The sequence below is a fragment of the Streptomyces sp. NBC_01622 genome, assembly GCF_045209635.1.
Taxonomy (GTDB): Bacteria; Actinomycetota; Actinomycetes; order Streptomycetales; family Streptomycetaceae; genus Streptomyces.
In genome coordinates this window covers 5865529-5886776 of the sequence record NZ_CP109293.1, presented here as the reverse complement: position 1 = coordinate 5886776, position 21248 = coordinate 5865529, and the positions used below count along the sequence as shown (strand labels likewise).

Here is a 21248-nt window from a genome sequence, read left to right as displayed (position 1 = left end):
CCTCGAAAGAGTGAACCCATCCCGATCGGCCGGACAACCCGGTCCTTGATCCATCTAGGTTGCGCACATGGTCACATCAACCCACGAGGCGACCCACCGGCTCTTCCAGGAGCATCCGGAGGCCCTCACCCTCGTCTTCGAGTCACTGGGCATCCCGCCGCCCGCGAAGTCGGACTTCGGCTCGATCACACCCGACGCCACCGAGATCCGGCCCCTGGAGCGCCGAGTGGACACGGTGCTCAAGTTCGAACCCGCCATGGGAGAGAGCTTCCTGCTCGCCATCGAGGCCCAGACCAAAAAGGACCCGGACAAGGCAAAGAGCTGGGCGTACTACGTGGCGCACCTCAGCGCGAAGTACGACATGCCGGTGCTGCTGGTGGCCGTCTGCCGGGACCGGTCGACAGCGAAGTGGGCAGCCGGTCCCTTCGAGTGCGCTGTCGGTCCGTGGTCGACCCAGGTCACGCGTCCGTTCGTGCTGGGACCGGGCACGGTCCCGGTGATCACCGACGAGTCGATGGTGACCCGGCAGCCAGCGTTGTCGGTGCTCTCGGCGATCGTTCATAGCGACGACCGCAGAGCGCCCGCCATACTGGAAGCGATGCTCCGTGGACTCCTGTCATTCGATCCGGACACCACGGCGTACTGGTTCGAGGTGATGGAAGTCGGCCTGGAGAACACTCCGGCCAAGGAGAAATGGAGAGATCTGATGTCGAAGGTCATCACCCACTTCCCGGGCCACGGGACGCTGTTCGAGGAGAAGTACCTGGAGGGCAAGGCCGAAGGGAAGGCCGAAGGGAAGGCCGAGGGCAAGACGGAGGGCAAAGCCGAAGACCGCGCCTCGCTGATCCTGCGCGTGCTGGAAAAGCATGGCATCGACGTCCCTGAGCCCATCCGTGAACGCATCACCTCCTGCACCGACCTCGACACCCTCACCCTCTGGTTCGACCGTTCCCTGACCGCGTCCGCGGCGGAGGATCTGTTCGTCGAGAGCCCTGGGGCACCGCAGCCCCAGGCCGGAACCGACCAGGTCTGACGACTCAAGGCCGAACGGGCGGGCCGTACGTAAGACGCCGTTGGTGGCAGCGCCGCGGCCTCGGCTGATCTCTCACGCCGCCACCACAGCTCCCAGCGCCGCCCGCGCCGTAGCGATATGGGCAAGGCCCTCCTTGGCCACCCGCGTCGCCTCGGCGTACTCGTCCGCCGTGTGGGCCGAGGCCAGCCGGGTCCCGGCGGCGCGGTGGCACTCGGCGGCGTCGGTCAGTGCGCGCGTCGCCGTCTCGCCGGCTCCCGCCCAGAGCCTCGCCTCGGGGACGGACAGGCTCGCGCCGAGCCGTAGCACCCAACCGCTGGCCTCGACCTCCGCGTCCAGGTCGGACAGGGCCCGTGGCCGGTGCGAGCGGCGCTGCGCGATGACGGCGAACGCCGCCCCGGCTGTCAACAGCAGTGCGAGTACGACGTATCCCATCGCTTCCTCCCGGCCTTCACGGTCCACGGGCCGGGCGGTTCCGGCCTCGTACGTCCATGACACGCCCTGCCTCTGTGCGGGCACATCGATATTCCTGTGCGTCCGCTGCGAGGTTTCCATGGCGGGGTGCCAGAGAGCCGTACGAGGCCGGTGTGGCGTCAGCCTGTCGTGGCCGACGGTGATGCCGAAGCCGACGGGCCCGGGCCTCCGCCGCCCTCCCCGTCGTTCGTCTCGTCCGGTGCCACCGCCAGCGTCAGCCGCGCGTGTACGCCCCGGCCGATGTGCCGTCTGTCGTACTTGAGGTAGAGCAGGCCGCCCTCGTGGCCGTTCTGCGGGTAGATGCCGTCCTCGGTGAGGGTCGTGCGGGTCGTCGTGTTGGAGACGTACGGCTCCAGGACCGCCGTCGCGAGGACCGATTTCTCGTCGAAGAAGAGCTGGCCCGTGTGGCAGGTGTGGCCGCCCTCGTAGCCCGCGTCCGTCCACTCGCCGTCGACGTGGACCTTGACGTGGATGTGGACGCAGCGGCCCTGGTACCAGCCGGGGAACACCGTCTTGAACGTGACCTGGCCGTGGCGGTCGGTGTGCCAGGTGCCGCGCAGGAAGCGGTCGTCGTCGGTCGGATCCTGGTGACCTCCGCCGCCACCGGGCGGCGGGCCACCCGTCGGGGTACCGGAGGGCGGTGCGCCCGTGGGGGCCGGCCCGCCGCCCCCGCCCGCCTCGTAACCGGAGTAGACGCCCGTCGCGTTGCAGTGCCAGATGTCCACGGCCGCGTCGCGGAGCGGTCTGCACGTGTCGGCGTCGATCACCTTCAGGGCCAGGGTGAGCGGGATGCCCTCCTGGTCCTCCGTCACATCACGGCGGATCTTGTCGGCGTCGATGTAGTACGGGCCCTCGACCAGCTCCGAGGTGAGCGTGTAGCAGGCGTCCTGGGGCACGTCCTCCTGCGCCGCCGAGGCGTTCGCCGCGAGGGTGCCGCCGACGCCCACCGCCGTCACCGCCACGCCGCCTGCCACCAGGACTGTACGGCGCGCCAACTGCCCCTTTTCCTCGGGGACTTCAGAATCCATGGGGGGTACTCGGGAATCCGTCATGCCCGGGACGCTAGGGGTGGTCCTCATGACATGAACATGAGAATGCGCTGTGAATCCTGTGAGCAAGCGAAAGGGCTCGAAACCGATGCCGGTTCCGAGCCCCGACTCCCGCCAGGTGCCTACTACTTCCTACTACTTCGGCTGCGGCTTCCGCACCGACAGGTGCAGCTCCCGCAGTCGCGTCTCGTCCAGCTCCGTCGGCGCGCCCATCATCAGGTCCTGGGCGTTGCCGTTGAGCGGGAACGCGATCGTTTCGCGGATGTTCGGCTCCTCCGCGAGCAGCATGACGATGCGGTCGACGCCCGGGGCGATCCCCCCGTGCGGCGGGGCGCCGAAGCGGAACGCGCGCAGCATGCCGGCGAACTGCTCCTCGACGGTCTCGCGGTCGTAGCCCGCGATCTCGAAGGCCTTGAGCATGATGTCGGGCTCGTGGTTCCGGATCGCGCCGGAGGAGAGCTCGACGCCGTTGCAGACGATGTCGTACTGCCAGCCCAGGATGTCCAGCGGGTCCTGGGTCTCCAGGGCCTCCAGGCCGCCCTGGGGCATCGAGAACGGGTTGTGCGAGAAGTCGATCTTCCCGGTCTCCTCGTCCTTCTCGTACATCGGGAAGTCGACGATCCAGCAGAAGCGGAAGACGTTCTCTTCGAAATGACCTGCTCGCTTCGCGGCCTCCACCCGCACCGCGCCCATGATCTTCGAGACCTCTTCGAACTCGCCCGCGCCGAAGAAGACGGCGTGGCCGGCCGCCAGCGACAGGCGCTTGGTCAGCTCGGCGACGTTCTCCTCCGTGAGGAACTTCGCGATCGGGCCCGTCAGCGAGCCGTCCTCGGTCACGCGGACCCAGGCCAGGCCCTTCGCGCCGAGGGTGACCGCGAAGTCGCCGAGCTGGTCGAAGAACTTGCGGGGCTGCGCGGAGACGTCCGGCACGGCCAGCGCGCGGACGTGCTTGCCGGCGAACGCCTTGAACTCCGAGCCCTCGAACACATCGGTGATGTCGACGAGTTCGAGCTTGGCGCGCAGGTCCGGCTTGTCGGAGCCGTACTTCAGCATCGACTCGCGGAAGGGGATGCGCGGGAAGGGGGAGGTGACCTCCTGGCCGCCGCCGAACTCCGTGAACAGCTCGGTCATGAGCTTCTCGATCGGCTGGAAGACGTCTTCCTGCTCCACGAAGCTCATCTCGACGTCGAGCTGGTAGAACTCGCCCGGTGAGCGGTCCGCGCGGGCGTCCTCGTCACGGAAGCAGGGCGCGATCTGGAAGTAGCGGTCGAAACCGGAGATCATCAGCAGCTGCTTGAACTGCTGCGGCGCCTGCGGGAGGGCGTAGAACTTGCCCGGGTTCAGGCGGGACGGGACCACGAAGTCGCGCGCGCCCTCGGGGGAGGTCGCGGAGAGGATGGGGGTGGCCATCTCGTTGAAGCCGAGGGCGACCATCTTCGAGCGGATCGAGGCGATCACCGAGGACCGCAACATGATGTTGCGGTGCATGCGCTCGCGGCGCAGGTCCAGGAAGCGGTACTCCAGGCGCCGCTCCTCGTTGACCCCGTCCTCGGTGTTGATCGTGAAGGGGAGCGGGGCGGCGGCGCCGAGCAGCTCGACCTCACCGACCTCGACCTCGATCTCACCGGTCGGCAGGTCCGGGTTCACGTTGTCCGTGCCCCGGGAGACCACCTTGCCGTCGACGCGGATCGTCGACTCCTTGGTGACCTTGTCGAGGGCCTCGTACGCGGGCGTGCCGGGGCGGGCGACGAGCTGCGTGATGCCGTAGTGATCGCGCAGATCGATGAAGAGGATGCCGCCCAGGTCGCGCCGATTGTGCAGCCAGCCACTCAGCCGGACGTCGGTGCCGACGTCAGAGGAGCGGAGCTCGCCGCAGGTGTGGGACCTGTACCGATGCATCGTCGTTCATCCAGCCTTCGCGGATCGGGGAGTGTTTCACGTGAAACGTCCAGGGCCGGAGCCCGGACGTCCCAAGGGTACCGGCCACCCACAGATCGCCTCCCCACCATTAACCGGGGACCCCATCGGTGGCACTTATCGATCTCCTCTTCATAGAGTGGGGCAATGCGCACTGGTGAGCCCCTGCCCGCCGTGGGGGAGGTACTCGCCGCCCTCGCGACCGGTCTGTGGCATTGGGACACCGCCACGGAGCTGGTCACGGTGGACGCCGAGGCCGCACGGCTGCTCGGGCTGCCCGCCGAGCCGACCACCCTCACGGAGGCCCAGACCCGGGCCCGGCTCCACCCCGTCGACTGGAACGAGATCGCCGGGGTCGTCGGCCTTGCCGTCGCCGAGGGCACCCTCGCCGAGGTCCGTATCCGGATCATGGACGAGCGGGGCCGGGTGATCCGTACCGTCCGCAGCCGTTCCAAGCCGTCCTACGACCCCGAGAGCCGGTCCTTCGAGCTGATCGGCACCCTCCAGGAGGTCACCGAGCCCACGCCGGGCACACCCGCCGGGCGGACGGCCGTCACCGGTGACTGGCGGCGCTCCCGGGAGGCGTTCCTGCTGGACGCGGGCCGGGCGCTCGCGGAGGCGCGGTCCACGGCGGAGGTACTGCGGGTCGCGGCGGGCCTGTCGATGCCGGGCTTCTCACCGGACGGCCTCGCCGTGTTCGGGGTCTCGGGCGACCGGCTCACGATCATCGGGCACCACGGTCATCAGCCCGGCGACGAGGATCCGTTCTCGCACATGTCCCTGGTGACGGACTATCCGGCCGCCGAGGTCGTACGGACCGGCCGTGCCGTCTATCTGTCCACGCCCGAGCAGTACAAGTCCCGCTACCCGGTCACCTGGCCGCTCGCCCAGCACTTCCACCGGCAGTCCTGGGCATTCCTGCCGCTGACCGTCGCCGGGCGCACGATGGGCGCCTGGATGGCCGCCTTCACCTACCCCGTCGCCTTCACACCGGACGAGCGGTCCGTCCTCACCACGGTCGCCCGGATGCTCGCCCAGGCCCTGTCCCGGGCCGGGGTCGCCGAGTCCGAGCGGGAGCTGACCGACGGACTCCAGCGCTCGATGCTGCCCACGCTGGGCCCGGAGATCCCGGGCATGAGCGTCGCCGCCCGCTACATACCGACCGGCGGCGGCCTCCAGGTCGGCGGCGACTGGTACGACATGATCCCGCTGCCTGGGGGCACCTCTTCTGGGGGAGGGCGCATCGCGCTCGTCATCGGGGATGTACAGGGGCACGATGTGCGCGCCGCCGGGCTGATGGGCCAGCTCCGCATCGCCCTGCGCGCCTACGCCTCCGAGGGGCACCGCCCGGACGCGGTGCTCTCGCGCGCCTCCCGCTTCCTGCACGGCATCACCAACGGCGACGCGGAGATGACCGACCCGCGCTTCGCGACCTGCCTGTACGTCGAGGCCGACCCGGAGAGGGGCGTCCTGGAGATCGCCCGCGCCGGCCACCCCGACCCCGCGATACGCATGGCGGACGGGACGGTGCTGATGCGGCCCACGGCCGGCGGACTGCCGCTCGGTATCGACCCGGACGCCGACTATCCGACGACCACGCTCGCCCTGGAGCCCGGCGAGACCATGCTGATCTGCACCGACGGGCTGATCGAGACCGGCGGCCACGATCTGGAGACGGGCTGGCAGCGCATCCGGACCATCCTGGAGGAGCACAAGGGCGACCTGGAGGAACTGGCCGACGCGCTCGTCCAGGCCGTCCACGGGCCTTCCTCGCACCACACCACCGGCCCGCTCGCCGACCGCCGCGAGGACGACATCGCCGTACTCCTGCTGTCCCGGGAGGGCGAGAGCTGCGGCTGCGGCGACACGGTGACCGAACCGCCGAAGATCCGCCGTACGGTGCTCACGGTCGCGCAGGCCGAACCCGAGCGGATCGCGGTGGCCCGGCAGCAGCTGCGCGAACTCCTCCACGACTGGACCGGCGCCGACCAGGTCGACTCCGCGGTCCTGCTCGTCTCCGAGATGCTGACCAACGTCCTCGTGCACACCGACGCCGACGCCCTGCTGACCGCCGAAGTGGCCGGTGAACCCGGTGAGCGGCGGATGCGGGTCGAGGTCACGGACGCCGGCGACGACCTCCCGCACAAGCGGCACCCCGGTGAACTGGCTTCCTCCGGGCGCGGGTTGCTGCTGATCGAGCTGCTCGCCGAGACCTGGGGCGTGGACCCGAGGGGCGAGGGCAAGAGCATCTGGTTCGAGCTCTACGAGTCCGACGGCGACGGTTCCCCGGCGGGGTCCGCCGTGCCGTAGCGCGCCCGCAGTTCGTGGACGACGCCGAAGACGGCGGCGGTCAGCGGGACCGCGAGCAGCATGCCGAGGATGCCGGCCACCGAGGCTCCGGCGGTGATCGCGATCATCACCACCGCCGGGTGCATCTGCACGGTCCGGCTCTGGATCATCGGCTGCAGGACGTGTCCTTCCAGGACCTGCACGGCGAGGACGACCCCAAGGGCCCACAGGGCGATGACGGCACCCCGGTCGGCGAGCGCGACCAGCACGGCGACCGCGCCGGAGAGGAAGGCGCCGAGGTAGGGGACGTAGGCGCCGACGAAGACGAGTGCGGCCAGGCCGACCGCCCCGGGCACGTCCAGCACGAGCAGGCCGATGCCGATGCAGGTGGCGTCGATGAGGGCGATCACGGTGGTCCCGCGCATGAAGCCCTCGACGCCCTCGAAGGCCCGGCCGGCCATGGCCTCGACGAGGTCGGCGGTGCCGTGCGGGGCGAGCGAGCGCAGCAGTCCGGTGGCGAGATGGGAGTCGCGCAGGAAGAAGAAGACGAGCAGCAGCGCCAGTACGGCCATGGCGATGGCCTCGCCGACGACGCTGACCCCGCTGATCACGTTGGAGGCGGCCGTCCCGCCGAACTTGGTGAGCAGTTCCTTGGCGTTGGAGGCGAGATCGTCCAGCGAGGTCCCGGCGGCCCCGAAGTGGTCGGAGACGGAGTTCGCCGCGTCCTTGAGCGAGGACACGATCTGGTCCCCGGTGTCGATCAGCGCGGCCACGACGATGTAGACGGCCCCGCCGACCGCGGCGACGACGGCGACACAGGTGATGGCCGCGGCCACGGACCGGTTGACCCCGGCCTTCACCAGCCGCCGGTACAGCGGCCCGAGCAGCGCGGTGCCGAGCAGGGCGAGCAGCACGGGTGTGACAGCCGTCTTGAACTCGACGCAGAGCCGGATCCCGACGTAGACGACCCCGGAGACGAGCAGGATGACGGCGCACCAGGCGGCGAGGCGGCGCACGGGACCGGGGAGGAGCTGCACGGTCCCAGCCGAACACGCGAAAGGCGGACCGTCCCGTGGGGACGGCCCGCCCGGGTGACGGACTCAGCAGGTGGGACCCACCGCGTCGATCCTCTTGCCGAAGTTGGTGTCGTAGGCCTGGGCGTAGTCGCCGGAGGTTGGACGGCATGTCGCGGTACCCGGAGCCGGGGGTCCACCGCCAGGGGGTGCCCGAGTAGTTCCTGGGAGGGGCCGGCCGCGCCCGCCAGGGCGAGACAGGTGGCTGCCATGACGACGGCCGGACTCATGCGGATACGCACGGGTGACTTCCTTGCATTCGACGTCCACTTTCAGCCGGACCATTTCCGTGCGCGGGACCTTCATGCACCGGCCGGGCCCGGGTCACCCGGGCGGAGGGCCCGGACCGGCGTGGACGCCCGAGGCCTTGGCCGAGCCGAGCCACAAACGCCCGAAGCCCCGTCCTCGTCCGGACGGGGCTTCGGGGATTTCCGCTCTGCGAAGGCTTACAGACCGCCCTCGCTCATCCCGTGCACGGCGGGGATCGTCCCCAGCCGGCCCTTCTGGAAGTCCTCGAAGGCCTGCTGGAGTTCCTCGCGGGTGTTCATGACGAACGGGCCGTAGTGCGCCATCGGCTCCCGGATCGGCCGGCCGCCGAGGATGACGACCTCCAGGTCCGGGGTGTGCGAGTCCTGCTGCTCGTCCGCGCGGACGGTCAGCGAGGAGCCGGTGCCGAAGACGGCGGTCTGGCCCAGATGGATCGGGCGGCGGTCGGCGCCGGCCGAGCCCTTGCCCGCCATGACGTAGACGAGGCCGTTGAAGTCCTCGCGCCAGGGCAGGGTGAGCTCCGCGCCCGGGGCCACGGTGGCGTGCACCATCGTGATCGGGGTGTGCGTGATGCCGGGGCCCTGGTGGCCGTCCAGCTCACCGGCGATGACCCGCAGCAGCGCGCCGCCGTCCGGGGTCGTCAGCAACTGCACCTGTCCACCGCGGATGTCCTGGTAGCGCGGGGCCATCATCTTGTCCTTGGCCGGGAGGTTGACCCAGAGCTGGAGCCCGTGGAACAGCCCGCCGGACACGACCAGCGACTCCGGCGGCGCCTCGATGTGCAGCAGGCCCGCGCCCGCCGTCATCCACTGGGTGTCGCCGTTGGTGATGGTGCCGCCGCCGCCGTTGGAATCCTGGTGGTCGAAGACGCCGTCGATGATGTAGGTGACGGTCTCGAAGCCGCGGTGCGGGTGCCAGGGCGTGCCCTTGGGCTCGCCCGGCGCGTACTCCACCTCGCCCATCTGGTCCATCATGATGAACGGGTCGAGGTGACGGTAGTTGATCCCGGCGAACGCGCGGCGCACCGGGAAGCCCTCACCCTCGAAACCGCCGGGTGCGGTCGTGACGGTGAGCACGGGACGTGCCACGGCGTCGGCCGGCGCGGCCACACGGGGCAGGGTCAGCGGGTTCTCTACGGTCACTGCAGGCATGTCGGGACCTCCTTGTGCGTCGAGTTTAGTTGAGCGTTGAACTTTCTGCTACCCCACAACAGAAGAAGCCCGGAGGGCATTCCCTCCGGGCGTCGTGTGCGACGGGGCGACGGACGTCAGCCGTACATGCGGCGCATCGCGAACTCCACCATCTGCTCGACCGCCTTCGCGTCGAACACCATGCGGTGCTCGCCCTCCATGTCGACGACGAAGCCGTAGCCCGTCGGCAGCAGGTCGATGACCTCGGCGCCGGTGATCACGAAGTACTTGGACTCCTTGCCGGCGTAGCGGCGCAGTTCCTTGAGCGAGGTGAACATCGGGATCACCGGCTGCTGGGTGTTGTGGAGGGCGAGGAAGCCGGGGTTGTCGCCGCGCGGACAGTAGACCTTGGAGGTCGCGAAGACCTGCTGGAAGTCCTCCGCGGCCATCTGCCCGGTGGTGAAGGCGCGTACCGCGTCCGCGAGCGAGGGCGGGGACGGCTCGGGGTAGAGCGGTGACTGCTGGCCGTAGCCGCCCACGCCACCGGCCATCTGCTGCTGGGGCGGGACGTACCCCTGCTGAGCGCCCACGTTCTGGTCGTAGCCGTACATGCGAGCAAGAGTAACGAGTCACAGATGGACGGCTTGGGGTTGCTTCTTATTACCGACGGGTAGCATCATCGTGGCTACTGCTTAGTACAGGTCTCGTTGTACATATCTTTCTACGGAGTCGTCGCCATGGGGCACTACAAGTCGAATCTCCGCGACATCGAGTTCAACCTCTTCGAGGTCCTCGGGCGCGACAAGCTGTACGGCACCGGTCCGTTCGCGGAGATGGACACGGACACCGCGAAGAGCGTCCTTGCGGAGCTGACCCGGCTCGCGGAGAACGAGCTCGCGGAGTCCTTCGCCGACGCCGACCGCAACCCGCCGGTCTTCGACCCCGAGACGAACACCGCGCCCGTCCCGGCCTCCTTCAAGAAGAGCTACAAGGCCTTCATGGAGTCCGAGTACTGGCGGCTGGGCCTGCCCGAGGCCATCGGCGGTACGACGGCTCCCCCGTCCCTGATCTGGTCGTACGCGGAGCTGATCCTCGGCGCCAACCCGGCCGTGTGGATGTACTGCTCCGGCCCGGCGTTCGCCGGAATCCTCTACGACGAGGGCAACGACGTACAGAAGAAGATCGCGCAGCTCGCGGTGGAGCGGACCTGGGGTTCGACCATGGTGCTGACCGAGCCCGACGCGGGTTCGGACGTGGGTGCCGGGCGCACCAAGGCGATCCAGCAGGAGGACGGCTCCTGGCACATCGAGGGCGTCAAGCGCTTCATCACGTCCGGTGAGCACGACATGGAGGAGAACATCCTCCACTACGTGCTGGCCCGTCCCGAGGGCCACGGCCCGGGCACCAAGGGGCTGTCCCTCTTCCTCGTCCCGAAGTTCCTCTTCGACGTCGAGACCGGCGAGCTGGGCGAGCGCAACGGCGTCTACGCCACCAACGTCGAGCACAAGATGGGCCTCAAGGCCTCCAACACCTGCGAGATGACCTTCGGCGACCGCCACCCCGCCAAGGGCTGGCTGATCGGCGACAAGCACGACGGCATCCGCCAGATGTTCCGGATCATCGAGTTCGCCCGCATGATGGTCGGCACGAAGGCCATCTCGACGCTGTCGACCGGCTACCTCAACGCCCTTGAGTACGCCAAGGAGCGCGTCCAGGGCTCCGACCTCGCGGCCTTCGGCGACAAGACCGCGCCCAAGGTCACCATCACGCACCACCCGGACGTGCGCCGCTCGCTGATCACGCAGAAGGCGTACGCCGAGGGCATGCGCGCCCTGGTGCTGTACACCGCGTCGATCCAGGACGCGATCGCCGTCAAGGAGGCCGAGGGCTCCGACGCCTCCACCGAGCACGCGCTCAACGACCTGCTCCTGCCGATCGTCAAGGGCTACGGCTCCGAGAAGGGCTACGAGCAGCTCGCCCAGTCGCTGCAGACCTTCGGCGGCTCCGGGTTCCTCCAGGAGTACCCGATCGAGCAGTACATCCGGGACGCCAAGATCGACACCCTGTACGAGGGCACCACCGCGATCCAGGGCCAGGACTTCTTCTTCCGGAAGATCGTCCGCAACCAGGGCGCGGCCCTCAACTCCCTCGCCGAGGACATCAAGAAGTTCCTCGCGCTGGGCACGGGCGGCGAGGAACTGGCCGGTGCCCGCGAGCACCTCGCCAAGGCGGCCGTCGAGCTGGAGGCCATCGTCGGCCTGATGCTCACCGACCTCGCGGCCACCGAGCAGGACGTCAAGAACATCTACAAGGTGGGCCTCAACACCACCCGCCTGCTGCTCGCCTCCGGTGACGTCGTCGTCGGCTACCTGCTCCTCAAGGGTGCCGCCGTCGCCGTAGAGAAACTGGAGACGGCCTCCGCCAAGGACCGCGCCTTCTACACCGGCAAGATCGCGGCTGCGAAGTTCTTCGCGGCCAATGTGCTGCCCGGTCTCACCCTGGCCCGCAAGGTCGCCGAGGGTGTCGAGCTGGACCTGATGGAACTGGACGAAGCCGCCTTCTAGCCAGCGGGAAACCCGTTCCGGGACAGACCGGAACAGCTTCGCGAAACCCCACATCGCCCTTGCGAGGGCCCGCTCCCATCACCCGGAGTGGGCCCTCGTACGTCGTTAAGGTGAACCCCATGAGCGAACCCCCCCGCTTCGATCGCGGCCACACCGACGACCTCATGTCCTTCCTCGCGGCGTCCCCCACGCCGTACCACGCCGTGGCGAACACCGCCGAGCGACTGGAGAAGGCCGGATTCAAGCAGGTCGCCGAGACGGACGCCTGGGAGGGGACGACCGGCGGCAAGTACGTGCTGCGTGGTGGCGCGATCGTGGCCTGGTTCGTCCCCGAAGGTGCGGCACCCCACACCCCCTTCCGCATCATCGGCGCGCACACCGACTCCCCGAACCTGCGGGTCAAGCCGCGCCCCGACACCGGTGCGCACGGCTTCCGCCAGGTCGCCGTCGAGATCTACGGCGGACCGCTGCTCAACTCCTGGCTCGACCGCGACCTCGGCCTCGCCGGCCGGCTGAGCCTGCGGGACGGCTCGACCCGCCTGGTGAACGTGGACCGGCCGCTGCTCAGGGTGCCCCAACTCGCCATCCACCTGGACCGGTCCGTGTCGGCGGAGGGGCTCAAGCTGGACAAGCAGCGCCACCTCCAGCCGATCTGGGGCCTGGGCGACGACGTCCGCGACGGAGACCTGATCGCCTTCCTGGAGGAGGAGTCGGGGCTCGCGCCGGGCGAGGTCACCGGCTGGGACCTGATGACGCACTCCGTCGAGGCGCCCTCCTATCTGGGCCGCGACCAGGAGTTCGTCGTCGGCCCGCGCATGGACAACCTGCTGTCCCTGCACGCCGGCGCCGCCGCGCTCGCCTCCGCCGCCGCCCGCGAGAACCTGCCGTACATCCCCGTGCTCGCCGGCTTCGACCACGAGGAGAACGGCTCGCAGTCCGACACGGGCGCGGACGGACCGCTGCTCGGCGGGGTGCTGGAGCGTTCGGTGTTCACGCGCGGCGGATCGTACGAGGACCGGGCACGCGCCTTCGCGGGCACCGTCTGTCTCTCCTCCGACACCGGGCACGCCGTGCACCCCAACTACGCGGAGCGGCACGACCCGACGCACCACCCGCGGGTCAACGGCGGGCCGATCCTCAAGGTCAACGTCAACAACCGCTACGCCACGGACGGTTCGGGCCGCGCGGTGTTCGCCGCCGCCTGCGAGAAGGCCGGTGTGCCGTTCCAGACCTTCGTCTCCAACAACTCCATGCCCTGCGGCACGACGATCGGCCCGATCACCGCGGCCCGGCACGGCATCAAGACCGTCGACATCGGCGTGGCGATCCTCTCCATGCACAGCGCCCGCGAACTCTGCGGCGACCGCGACCCGTTCCTGCTGGCCAACGCGCTGGTGACGTTCCTGGAAGGCTAGTCAAGTCCCTTGCGGCGCATGGGTGTTGTCGGGCCGGGTACCCGGTGTGCGGACCGGGACGACCGGACCGGACAGGGAGGCGACACTCATGGGCCTGGGCGGCTGCATCATCCTGATCGCCGTCGGCGCGATCCTCGCGTTCGCGACCGACTGGCACATGCAAGGGGTCAATCTCACGCTGGTCGGCGTAATCCTCATGGCCGTCGGACTGATCGGCGTCGTGACGTTCAGCAGCATCGCGCGGCGTCGGCGGGTGCTGCTGCCGGGCTCGACGACCGTGGTGGAAGAGGACCGGAACCGCGACGGATACCGGGCGTAACCCGCACACGGACCGAATCGCCCGCACAGGACATCCAAAGACAACCGTGAGCAATTCGTGACGCCAGTCGTATTGTGCGGTTGTGTGAGCCTCGTGAAGACTCTGTGCAGTTGAGAGTCCGGGAAAAGGCAGCCCGGGCTCGTCGCGCGATTCATCACGGGGGAGGCTGCTGCCGTGCCCGAACCACGGCTGGTGGTCCTCATACCGGCCCACAACGAGGCGGACCGCATCGGCGCCGCGATCGAGGGCCTGTGGCGGCAAACCCGTAAACCCGACCTGATCGTCGTCGTCACCGACAACTGCACCGACGACACCGCCGAAGTCGCCGCCTCGCACGGCGCGGACATCTTCGCCACGCACGGCAACACCCACAAGAAGGCCGGCGCACTCAACCAGGCCATCGACTGGGTGCTGCCCCACCTCGACGAGCGCGACCTCCTCCTCGTCCAGGACGCCGACACCGTCCTCAACCCCTGGTTCAGCGAGACCGCGATGGCCACCTTCAACCGCAAGGTCGGCGCCGTCGGCGGAGTCTTCTACGGCGAGCGGGGCGGCGGACTCCTCGGACTGCTCCAGCGCATGGAGTTCCAGCGCTACGCCTGGGAGCTGGACCGCACCGGCGGCAAGGCCCAGGTCCTCACCGGCACCGGCACCATGTTCCGCGCCCGCGTCCTGCGCGAGGTCCGCGAAGCCCGCCACTCGGGGCGGATCGGCGGCGGCGACGGCTACTACAGCCTCGCCTCGCTCACCGAGGACGACGAGATGACCAAGGCGGTCAAGACCCTCGGCTACCGCGCCATGTCCCCGGCGGGCTGCGCGGTCACCACCGAGGTCATGACCAGCCTCCCCAAACTCTGGCACCAGCGCCTGCGCTGGCAGCGCGGCGCCCTGGAGAACCTCCGCGACTACGGCTGGACCAAGGTCACCGCCCGCTACTTCCTCCAGCAGTTCCTGATGGGCTTCGGCGCGCTGTCGTTCCTGGTCTACCTGACCTTCATGGCGACGTACACGACGATGTACGGCTTCCCCGGCGTCTCCCCGTTCTGGACCGTGATCGGCCTGATCTTCGTGGTCGAGAAGACCGTCTCCGTCCGCCGCGCCGGGCCGCTCGCGGTCCTGGTCGCGGCGCTGATGATCCCGGAGATGCTCTACGACCTCTTCCAGCACGCCGTCTACTTCTCCTCGCTGTGGGGGCTGGTCCGCCGCAGCGAGGAGAAGTGGGTGGCCACCTAGCCCACCCCTCACACCACTTCACGTCACTCAAGGAGAAACGTTTATGTACGGAAGAGTTGTCGGCGCCGGGACGACCGGCGCCGGTGGGGCCACGCTGGCCGCGACGGGCCTGTGGCTGAACAGCATGGCGATGATGGTGGCGGCGACCACGCTGGTGGCGGCGGGGATGGCGGTCTACAAGCTGGCGCCGCGGGCGCGGCGGCGCTGACGTCCCCTGGCACCGGTCCAGTCATCCCCCGTTTCAGGCGTCCTGGTCGTCCATGCCGGCCAGGACGAGGGGGAGACGGTCCGTCCCACCTTCGGTGAGGCGGACAGGGACGCCCCAGTCCTGTTGGTGGACATGGCAGGCGGGGTATTCGTTGGACGGATCGTCGTCGCAGGATGCGGCCATCGCGGAGACGTGCAACACGCCTTCCGCGACAGCCTCGTTGAGGGTCAGGGTGCGGTTCAGGTCCGTGCCCGCTCCCTCGCCGCCGACGAGCAGTTCGGGCGGGGTGGCGGAGACGAGCAGGCGGGTCGAGGGGCCGTACCGGGTGTCGAGCTTCTGCCCGGTCGGCGCCTGGAAGATGACGTCCAACTGCAGCTCGCCCGGGGCGACTTCGGTGGCCGCGCGCTGTGTGCGATGGGCGACGGACTCGACCCGCACCGCCTCCTCCGGGAGGCGCAGGCGGGTCAGCCGGTGCCGGGCCGACTCGACGACCAGGATCTCGTCACCGTCCAGGACGGCGTCGCTCGGCTCTCTCAAGTCCGTGGCCAGCGTGGTGACTTCGCCGGTCACGGGGTCGTAGCGGCGCAGCGCGTGGTTGTACGTGTCGCTGATCGCGACCGAGCCGTCCGGGAGCGCGGTGACGCCCAACGGGTGCTGGAGCAGGGCCTGTTCGGCCGCTCCGTCACGGTGGCCGAAGTCGAAGAGTCCGCTGCCGACGGCGGTGTGGACGGCGCCGTCGAGGTCCACCCAGCGCAGGGCGGACGTCTCGGAGTCGGCCAGCCAGAGCCGGTCGGCGGTCGCGGCGAGTCCGGAGGGCTGCGCGAACCAGGCCTCGGGGCCGGGGCCGTCGACGAGCCCTTCGTTGGTGGTGCCGGCGGTGACGGCGACGGTGTCCTCGGCCGGGTCGTAGGCCCAGAGTTGATGCACACCGGCCATGGCGATCCACAGCTTGCCCTGCCACCGGGCCACGTCCCACGGGGACGAGAGGCTGACCTCGCGGGCGGGGCCCGAGGTGGGCTCGCCCTGCATCCACTGACGGCCCGTGCCGGCAACGGTCGTGACGGCGCCGGTGGTGAGGTCGAGGCGGCGCAGCGCGTGGTTCACGGTGTCGGCGACGACGACCGAGCCGTCGTCGAGGAGGGCGAGCCCCTGCGGTTCGTTGAAGGCGGCGGAGTCGGCCGTACCGTCACCGAACCCGCGCGCACCGGAACCGATCCGCCGTACGACGCTCTCCCCGTCCGCCGCCAGCTCGACGAGTTGATGCCGGGTGGTGTCGCTGACCAGGAAGGTGCCGCCGGGGAGGGCGATCGCCTTGCCGGGGAAGCGCAGCACGGTGGGCTCGGGCTCCGGCGCCACATACGGCCCGTCCCCCCGCCGGAGCGTCCCCTTCGCCGCGTGCTCGGTCTCCAGCTCCGCCACCAGCCGCTCGATGGCGTGCGCGTGGCCCTCGCCCGCGTGCTGCGCGACGACGTACCCCTCCGGGTCGATCACGACGAGCGTCGGCCACGCGCGGACCGCGTACTGCTTCCAGGTGGCCAACTCCGGGTCGTCCAGCACCGGATGCTCGACGCCGTACCGCTCGACCGCGTCCACGACCGCCTGATGCTCGGCCTCGTGCACGAACTTCGGCGAGTGCACCCCGATGATCACGACCGTGTCCCGGTGCTTCTCCTCAAGCTCCCGCAACTCGTCCAGGACATGCAGGCAGTTGATGCAACAGAAGGTCCAGAAGTCCAGGATGACGATGCGTCCGCGCAGGTCGGCGAGGGTGTACTGCTTGCCACCCGTGTTCAGCCAGCCGCCCTTGCCGGTGAGCTGGGGGGCGCGGACACGGGCGCGGCGGGAGGTCCGGGACGGGGATGCGTCGGTCATGAATCAAGAGTGCCACCGGCCACTGACAGTCACGCCAGCGCATGCCCCGTCGTCGCGTCCACATGGTCCGGTACGGCCTCGTGGTGGTCGCCGACCGTGAGGGTGCCCGTCGGTTCGAGAAGCAGGATCTCGGTGGGGACCGGGGCGTACGGCTTGTGTTCCGTGCCGTGCGGGACCGTGAAGACGGAGCCCTTGGGGAGGACGACCGTGTGCTCCCCCGCCAACTCGCGGAGCGCGATGTGCAGTTCGCCGGACAGGACCAGGAAGAACTCGTCGGTGTGGTCGTGGGTGTGCCAGAGGTGTTCGCCCTCGACCTTGGCGACGCGTACGTCGTAGTCGTTGACGGTGGTGACGATGCGGGGGCTCCACTGGTCGGTGAAGGAGGCGAGGGCGGCGGAGAGCGCGATGGGTTCCATGGGGTCAGCCTGCGGGGTGTCGCGCCTGCCCTGCGAGTGCTAGGAATCGCACATGCCGAAAGGATCCTCTCAACACCGGAAGAGGCCCCATCGCGTCGCCGTCATCGTCGACGAGGGCACCAATCCCTTCGAAGTGGGGGTCGCCACCGAGCTTTTCGGGCTGCCCCGGCCCGAACTGGGGCTCCCCGGGCCGCTGTACGAGGTGCTGGTGTGCACGCCCGCGCGTGAGGTGCGGATGAACCACGGGTTCTTCACCGTGACCGGTGCGTACGGGCTGGACGCGGTGGACTCGGCGGACACCCTCGTCGTGCCGGGGCGGCCCGACAACGTCGTACCGCGCGGTGGTGACGTCCTCGACGCGATCCGGCGCACCCACGCGCGCGGGGCCCGTGTCATGAGCCTGTGCACCGGCAGTTTCGCGCTCGCCGAGGCGGGGCTGCTGGACGGGCGCCGGGCCACCACACACTGGATGTGGACGGATGCCTTCCGCGCCCTGCACCCGCGCGTACGGCTCGAACCGGACGTCCTCTTCGTCGACGACGGCGACATCCTCACCGCCGCGGGCAGCGCCGCCGCGCTCGACCTGGGGCTGCATGTCATACGGCGCGACCACGGCGCCGAGATCGCCAACGCGGTGTCCAGGAGGCTCGTCTTCGCGGCCCATCGGGACGGCGGGCAGCGGCAGTTCGTGGAGCGGCCGTTGCCGGAGGTGCCGGACGAGTCACTGGGGCCGCTGCTCGCGTGGGCGCGGGAGCGGCTGGGGGAGCCGTTGACGGTGACCGAGTTGGCCGTCCGCGCGGCCGTCTCCCCCGCGACCCTGCACCGGCGGTTCAGGGCGCAGCTGGGGACGACTCCGCTGGCGTGGCTGACCGGGGAGCGAGTGGCGCTGGCGTGCCGGCTGATCGAGCGCGGGGAGGAGCGGCTCGACGTGGTGGCCGCGAGGTGTGGTCTCGGGACCGGGGCGAACCTGCGGGTGCGGCTGCGGCGGGAGACCGGATTGAGCCCGTCGGCCTACCGGCGGCGTTTCGGACCGGCTGCCGGGGAAGCCGTAGAGGCATGAGATTCCTCGTACGCGATCGGATCCTCGGCTTCGGTGAGGATTACTGGATCGAGGACCAGCACGGCAACAAGGTGTTCCTGGTCGACGGCAAGGCCATGCGCCTCAGGGACACCTTCGAGTTGAAGGACACGCACGGGCGCGTGCTCATCGACATCCACAAGAAGATGCTCGCCCTGCGCGACACGATGGTCATCGGACGGGACGGCGAGCCCCTCGCGACCATCAGACGCAAGCGGTTCTCGCTGCTGCGCAACCACTACCGGGTGTCCCTGGTGGACGGCACCGAACTCGACGTCAGCGGCAAGATCCTGGACCGCGAGTTCGGCGTGGACTACGACGGTGAGCTGCTCGCGCAGATCTCCCGGCGCTGGCTGCACATCCGGGAGACGTACGGCGTCGACATCGTCCGGGAGGACGCGGACGCGGCGCTGCTGATCGCGGTGGCGGTGTGCGTGATCCATCTGGCGGAGAAGGAGCGGGGAGGACTAGCCCGCCGGGAGGACTAACCCCGCTTCCTCGTCGGCTGCCGCGCGGGCGCGGGTCCGGCGGCGTTCCTTCAGACGGCCCCCTATGTAGCCGCCCACGACGGCCAGCGCGCCGAACACCGCGCTGGCCCGCCAGCCGTAGGGGTCGTCGTCCGGCCTGGCCACGAGCCAGATGAACACCGTCACCGGGCCCCACGCGACGAGCATGGTGGTGAGTACGGCCCGGGGACGGGCAGTCGACCAGGAGCCGCGTGGCCCGGTGTCGTAGCCGATGCGGGCGTAGTGGGCCTGGCGGCGGCGTTCGAGGCGCAGGATCGACCAGAACAGCAGCCACGCGCACGTGCCGACGAGGACCGTCCGGAACACCGAGAAGTTCCCGGCGAGTATCGCGACGAGCGGCGCGGCGGCCGTGGCGCAGCCCGCCGGGTGCCGGGCGGCGAACGCCAGGAGTGCGGGCGGGGGGTTCGCTCCGCCCATACCGCGGTCCAGGGCCAGGAAGGCACGTTCGAGTGCGGCCAGGGGCCGCCTGGTTCTGCCGGTCACCGCGCGCGCCGCGGACGCTCCAGCCCCAGCACCCGGTCCTTCAGCGCCGGGAACTGTTCCCGCGTCACGGACACCCGCGCCGGGTCGAAGTCCACCGTGAGGACCTCCTCGCCGGCGCCCGCCTCCGCGAGGACCTCGCCCCAGGGATCCACCACGATCGAGTGACCGGCCTGGGGAACTCCGGCGTGCGTACCGGCCGTTCCGCATGCGAGGACGAACGACTGGTTCTCCACGGCGCGGGCCTGCGCCAGGAGCGTCCAGTGGGAGCGGCGGCGTTCGGGCCAGCCCGCGGGGAGGACGAGGGTCTCGGCGCCGGCGTCGACGAGGCCGCGGAAGAGTTCGGGGAAACGGAGGTCGTAGCAGGTGGCAAGACCGATGACCGTCTCGGGCAGACGGACCGTCACCAGTTCGCTGCCCGCGCCCATCAGCACGGCCTCGCCCTTGTCGAAGCCGAAGCGGTGGATCTTGCGGTAGGCGGCGGCCAGTTCGCCGGAGGGGGAGAAGACGAGGGACGTGTTGTAGAGGGGGCCGTCACCCGCGGCGGAGCCGCTGTCGGATGCTGTGCGTTCGGGGATCGAGCCCGCGTGCAGCCAGACGCCCGCGTCGCTCGCCGCCTTGGCCATCGCCTCGTAGGTCGGCCCCTCCAGCGGCTCGGCCTCGGTGCCGAACAGCTCGTAGGCGAACGCGCCCGTGGTCCACAGCTCCGGCAGGACGACCAGATCGGCACCCGCCTGTTCGCGGACGAGAGCACCCACCCGAACCCGACGATTTTCGACTGATTCGCCCTCTTCTACGGCGATCTGGATGAGAGAGGCGCGCACACTACCACCGTCCTGGCATTCGAACCGTTCACACGGGCCTACGATCGTCACACGAAAGCACTGCCGGGGTGCCTCACAGCAGCGTAACTTGGGGGTCCCCCCCAGGCTCGAGCGCAGTCGAGAACTGGGGGAGTTCCAAGACACCCGCCGACAGCCACCTCCCGCTGGCAACGCCGCCCGCCACCCGACCTGTACCGACCGCCGAGGGGTCCCGTTCCGTGAGTCTGCATCCCACTCTCCAGCCCTACGCCGACGCCTGGACCCACTCCATCGAAGCGATATCCGAGCTGGTGAACCCCCTCGTGGAGGGAGAGTGGAACCGGCGAACGCCGTGCCCCGGCTGGTCGGTGCGTGACGTGGTCTCGCACGTCATCGGGCTGGACAACGAGATGCTCGGCGACCCGCGGCCCATCCACACCCTCCCGCGCGACCTCTACCACGTCACCAACGAGCACCAGCGGTACATGGAGATGCAGGTCGACGTGCGCCGCCACCACACGGCGCCGGAGATGACGTCGGAGCTGGAGTACACGATCATCCGGCGCAACCGGCAGCTGCGGAACGAGTCCCGGGACCCCGGCACCAAGGTGCGCGGCCATGTCAGCACCGAGGTCACCCTCGAACAGTCCATGCGCAACCACGCGTTCAACGTGTGGGTGCACGAGCAGGATCTGCGCGCCGCCCTCGGCCGCCCCGGGAACCTCGACTCGCCGGGCGCGCACATCGCCCGTGACGTGCTGCTCGCCGAGCTCCCCCACGTCGTCGCCGACGACTCGGGCGCACCGCGCAGTTCGGCGGTCGTCTTCGACGTGCACGGTCCGATCGAGTTCCTCCGTACGATCCGCGTCGACATCCAGGGCCGCGGCAGCCTGGAGACGGCCCCCGCGCTCGGCCCCGCCGCCACCCTGATCCTCGACTGGGAGACGTACGTCCGGCTGGCCTGCGGGCGGGTCACCCTCGAATCGGTGACGGACCGCGTCAAGGCGGACGGCGATCCGGAGCTCGCGGCGTCGATCCTGCGGAACTTCACGGTCACGAAGTAGGCAGCGAGAAGTAAGAAATGGGTGGTAATTGCAGCCGAGT

20 protein-coding genes are annotated in these 21248 nt (G+C 69.7%); 10 read left to right on the top strand and 10 right to left on the bottom strand.

The window, feature by feature from the left end; genetic code table 11:
* Positions 1–67 precede the first annotated feature (67 nt).
* Entirely contained in the window at positions 68–1033 is a 966-nt protein-coding gene (locus OH768_RS27035; protein WP_406457767.1) for a hypothetical protein, read from the top strand.
* A 72-nt stretch (positions 1034–1105) separates the two neighbouring features.
* Here the strand turns inward: OH768_RS27035 and OH768_RS27030 are convergent, their stop codons facing one another.
* The 3 genes from OH768_RS27030 to aspS form a co-directional block, all read right to left on the bottom strand.
* Positions 1106–1549 carry a hypothetical protein gene (locus OH768_RS27030; RefSeq protein WP_406457765.1) on the bottom strand — a complete coding sequence of 148 codons (444 nt, stop codon included), beginning with the start codon at positions 1547–1549 and terminating at the stop codon, positions 1106–1108.
* 74 nt (positions 1550–1623) lie between these two features.
* Positions 1624–2556, bottom strand: a complete 933-nt coding sequence (locus OH768_RS27025; RefSeq protein WP_406457763.1) for an intradiol ring-cleavage dioxygenase — start codon at positions 2554–2556, stop codon at positions 1624–1626.
* A gap of 132 nt (positions 2557–2688) precedes the next feature.
* Positions 2689–4452: an aspartate--tRNA ligase gene (gene aspS / locus OH768_RS27020; RefSeq protein ID WP_406457761.1), complete on the bottom strand. Its 1764-nt coding sequence runs from the start codon at positions 4450–4452 to the stop codon at positions 2689–2691.
* Positions 4453–4617: 165 nt separating this feature from the next.
* Here aspS and OH768_RS27015 point away from each other — a divergent pair, with 165 nt between their 5' ends.
* The gene (locus tag OH768_RS27015) at positions 4618–6780 is read left to right on the top strand and encodes a SpoIIE family protein phosphatase (RefSeq protein WP_406457759.1); all 2163 of its coding nucleotides are present in this window, start codon (positions 4618–4620) and stop codon (positions 6778–6780) included.
* On the opposite strand, the gene OH768_RS27010 is transcribed toward OH768_RS27015, so the two are convergent.
* The 3 genes from OH768_RS27010 to OH768_RS27000 form a co-directional block, all read right to left on the bottom strand.
* Positions 6732–7796, bottom strand: a complete 1065-nt coding sequence (locus tag OH768_RS27010; protein ID WP_406457757.1) for an AI-2E family transporter — start codon at positions 7794–7796, stop codon at positions 6732–6734. The two genes, OH768_RS27015 and OH768_RS27010, sit on opposite strands and share 49 nt — an antisense overlap.
* Positions 7797–8278: 482 nt before the next feature.
* Complete coding sequence (locus tag OH768_RS27005; protein WP_406457755.1) at positions 8279–9250, bottom strand: pirin family protein; 972 nt, start codon at positions 9248–9250, stop codon at positions 8279–8281.
* 116 nt (positions 9251–9366) lie between these two features.
* Complete coding sequence (locus OH768_RS27000; RefSeq protein WP_406457753.1) at positions 9367–9840, bottom strand: SseB family protein; 474 nt, start codon at positions 9838–9840, stop codon at positions 9367–9369.
* A 126-nt stretch (positions 9841–9966) separates the two neighbouring features.
* Here OH768_RS27000 and OH768_RS26995 point away from each other — a divergent pair, with 126 nt between their 5' ends.
* The 5 genes from OH768_RS26995 (at position 9967) to OH768_RS26975 (ending at position 14968) form a co-directional block, all read left to right on the top strand.
* Positions 9967–11793 carry an acyl-CoA dehydrogenase gene (locus OH768_RS26995; RefSeq protein WP_406457751.1) on the top strand — a complete coding sequence of 609 codons (1827 nt, stop codon included), beginning with the start codon at positions 9967–9969 and terminating at the stop codon, positions 11791–11793.
* Between the two features lie 119 nt (positions 11794–11912).
* On the top strand, positions 11913–13208 hold the full coding sequence (locus OH768_RS26990; protein WP_406457749.1) for a M18 family aminopeptidase: 1296 nt from the start codon (positions 11913–11915) through the stop codon (positions 13206–13208).
* A gap of 88 nt (positions 13209–13296) precedes the next feature.
* Positions 13297–13527, top strand: a complete 231-nt coding sequence (locus tag OH768_RS26985; protein WP_359612977.1) for a DUF6458 family protein — start codon at positions 13297–13299, stop codon at positions 13525–13527.
* A gap of 174 nt (positions 13528–13701) precedes the next feature.
* A complete protein-coding gene (locus OH768_RS26980; protein ID WP_406457747.1) occupies positions 13702–14760 on the top strand; it encodes a glycosyltransferase family 2 protein in 1059 nt (352 codons plus the stop codon).
* A gap of 43 nt (positions 14761–14803) precedes the next feature.
* Positions 14804–14968, top strand: coding sequence for a hypothetical protein (locus tag OH768_RS26975; RefSeq protein WP_200712931.1), 165 nt, complete (start codon positions 14804–14806; stop codon positions 14966–14968).
* A 33-nt stretch (positions 14969–15001) separates the two neighbouring features.
* Here the strand turns inward: OH768_RS26975 and OH768_RS26970 are convergent, their stop codons facing one another.
* Together OH768_RS26970 and OH768_RS26965 are read right to left on the bottom strand one after the other, a co-directional pair.
* Positions 15002–16840, bottom strand: a complete 1839-nt coding sequence (locus OH768_RS26970) for a thioredoxin-like domain-containing protein (RefSeq protein WP_406457744.1) — start codon at positions 16838–16840, stop codon at positions 15002–15004.
* Between the two features lie 29 nt (positions 16841–16869).
* A complete protein-coding gene (locus OH768_RS26965; RefSeq protein WP_406457742.1) occupies positions 16870–17256 on the bottom strand; it encodes a cupin domain-containing protein in 387 nt (128 codons plus the stop codon).
* Between the two features lie 52 nt (positions 17257–17308).
* Here OH768_RS26965 and OH768_RS26960 point away from each other — a divergent pair, with 52 nt between their 5' ends.
* Positions 17309–18316 carry a helix-turn-helix domain-containing protein gene (locus tag OH768_RS26960; RefSeq protein ID WP_406457740.1) on the top strand — a complete coding sequence of 336 codons (1008 nt, stop codon included), beginning with the start codon at positions 17309–17311 and terminating at the stop codon, positions 18314–18316.
* Positions 18313–18822 (top strand): LURP-one-related/scramblase family protein, encoded by a 510-nt coding sequence (locus OH768_RS26955; RefSeq protein ID WP_406457738.1) that lies wholly within the window; start codon positions 18313–18315, stop codon positions 18820–18822. Before OH768_RS26960 ends, OH768_RS26955 begins: the two co-directional genes overlap by 4 nt.
* Here the strand turns inward: OH768_RS26955 and OH768_RS26950 are convergent.
* Both OH768_RS26950 and OH768_RS26945 read right to left on the bottom strand, forming a co-directional pair.
* On the bottom strand, positions 18802–19344 hold the full coding sequence (locus OH768_RS26950) for a hypothetical protein (protein ID WP_406457736.1): 543 nt from the start codon (positions 19342–19344) through the stop codon (positions 18802–18804). The two genes, OH768_RS26955 and OH768_RS26950, sit on opposite strands and share 21 nt — an antisense overlap.
* A complete protein-coding gene (locus OH768_RS26945) occupies positions 19341–20165 on the bottom strand; it encodes a carbon-nitrogen family hydrolase (protein WP_406457734.1) in 825 nt (274 codons plus the stop codon). The genes OH768_RS26950 and OH768_RS26945 overlap by 4 nt, the downstream gene beginning before the upstream one ends.
* A 218-nt stretch (positions 20166–20383) precedes the next feature.
* Here OH768_RS26945 and OH768_RS26940 point away from each other — a divergent pair, with 218 nt between their 5' ends.
* Complete coding sequence (locus OH768_RS26940; RefSeq protein ID WP_406457732.1) at positions 20384–21208, top strand: maleylpyruvate isomerase family mycothiol-dependent enzyme; 825 nt, start codon at positions 20384–20386, stop codon at positions 21206–21208.
* Positions 21209–21248: the final 40 nt, after the last annotated feature.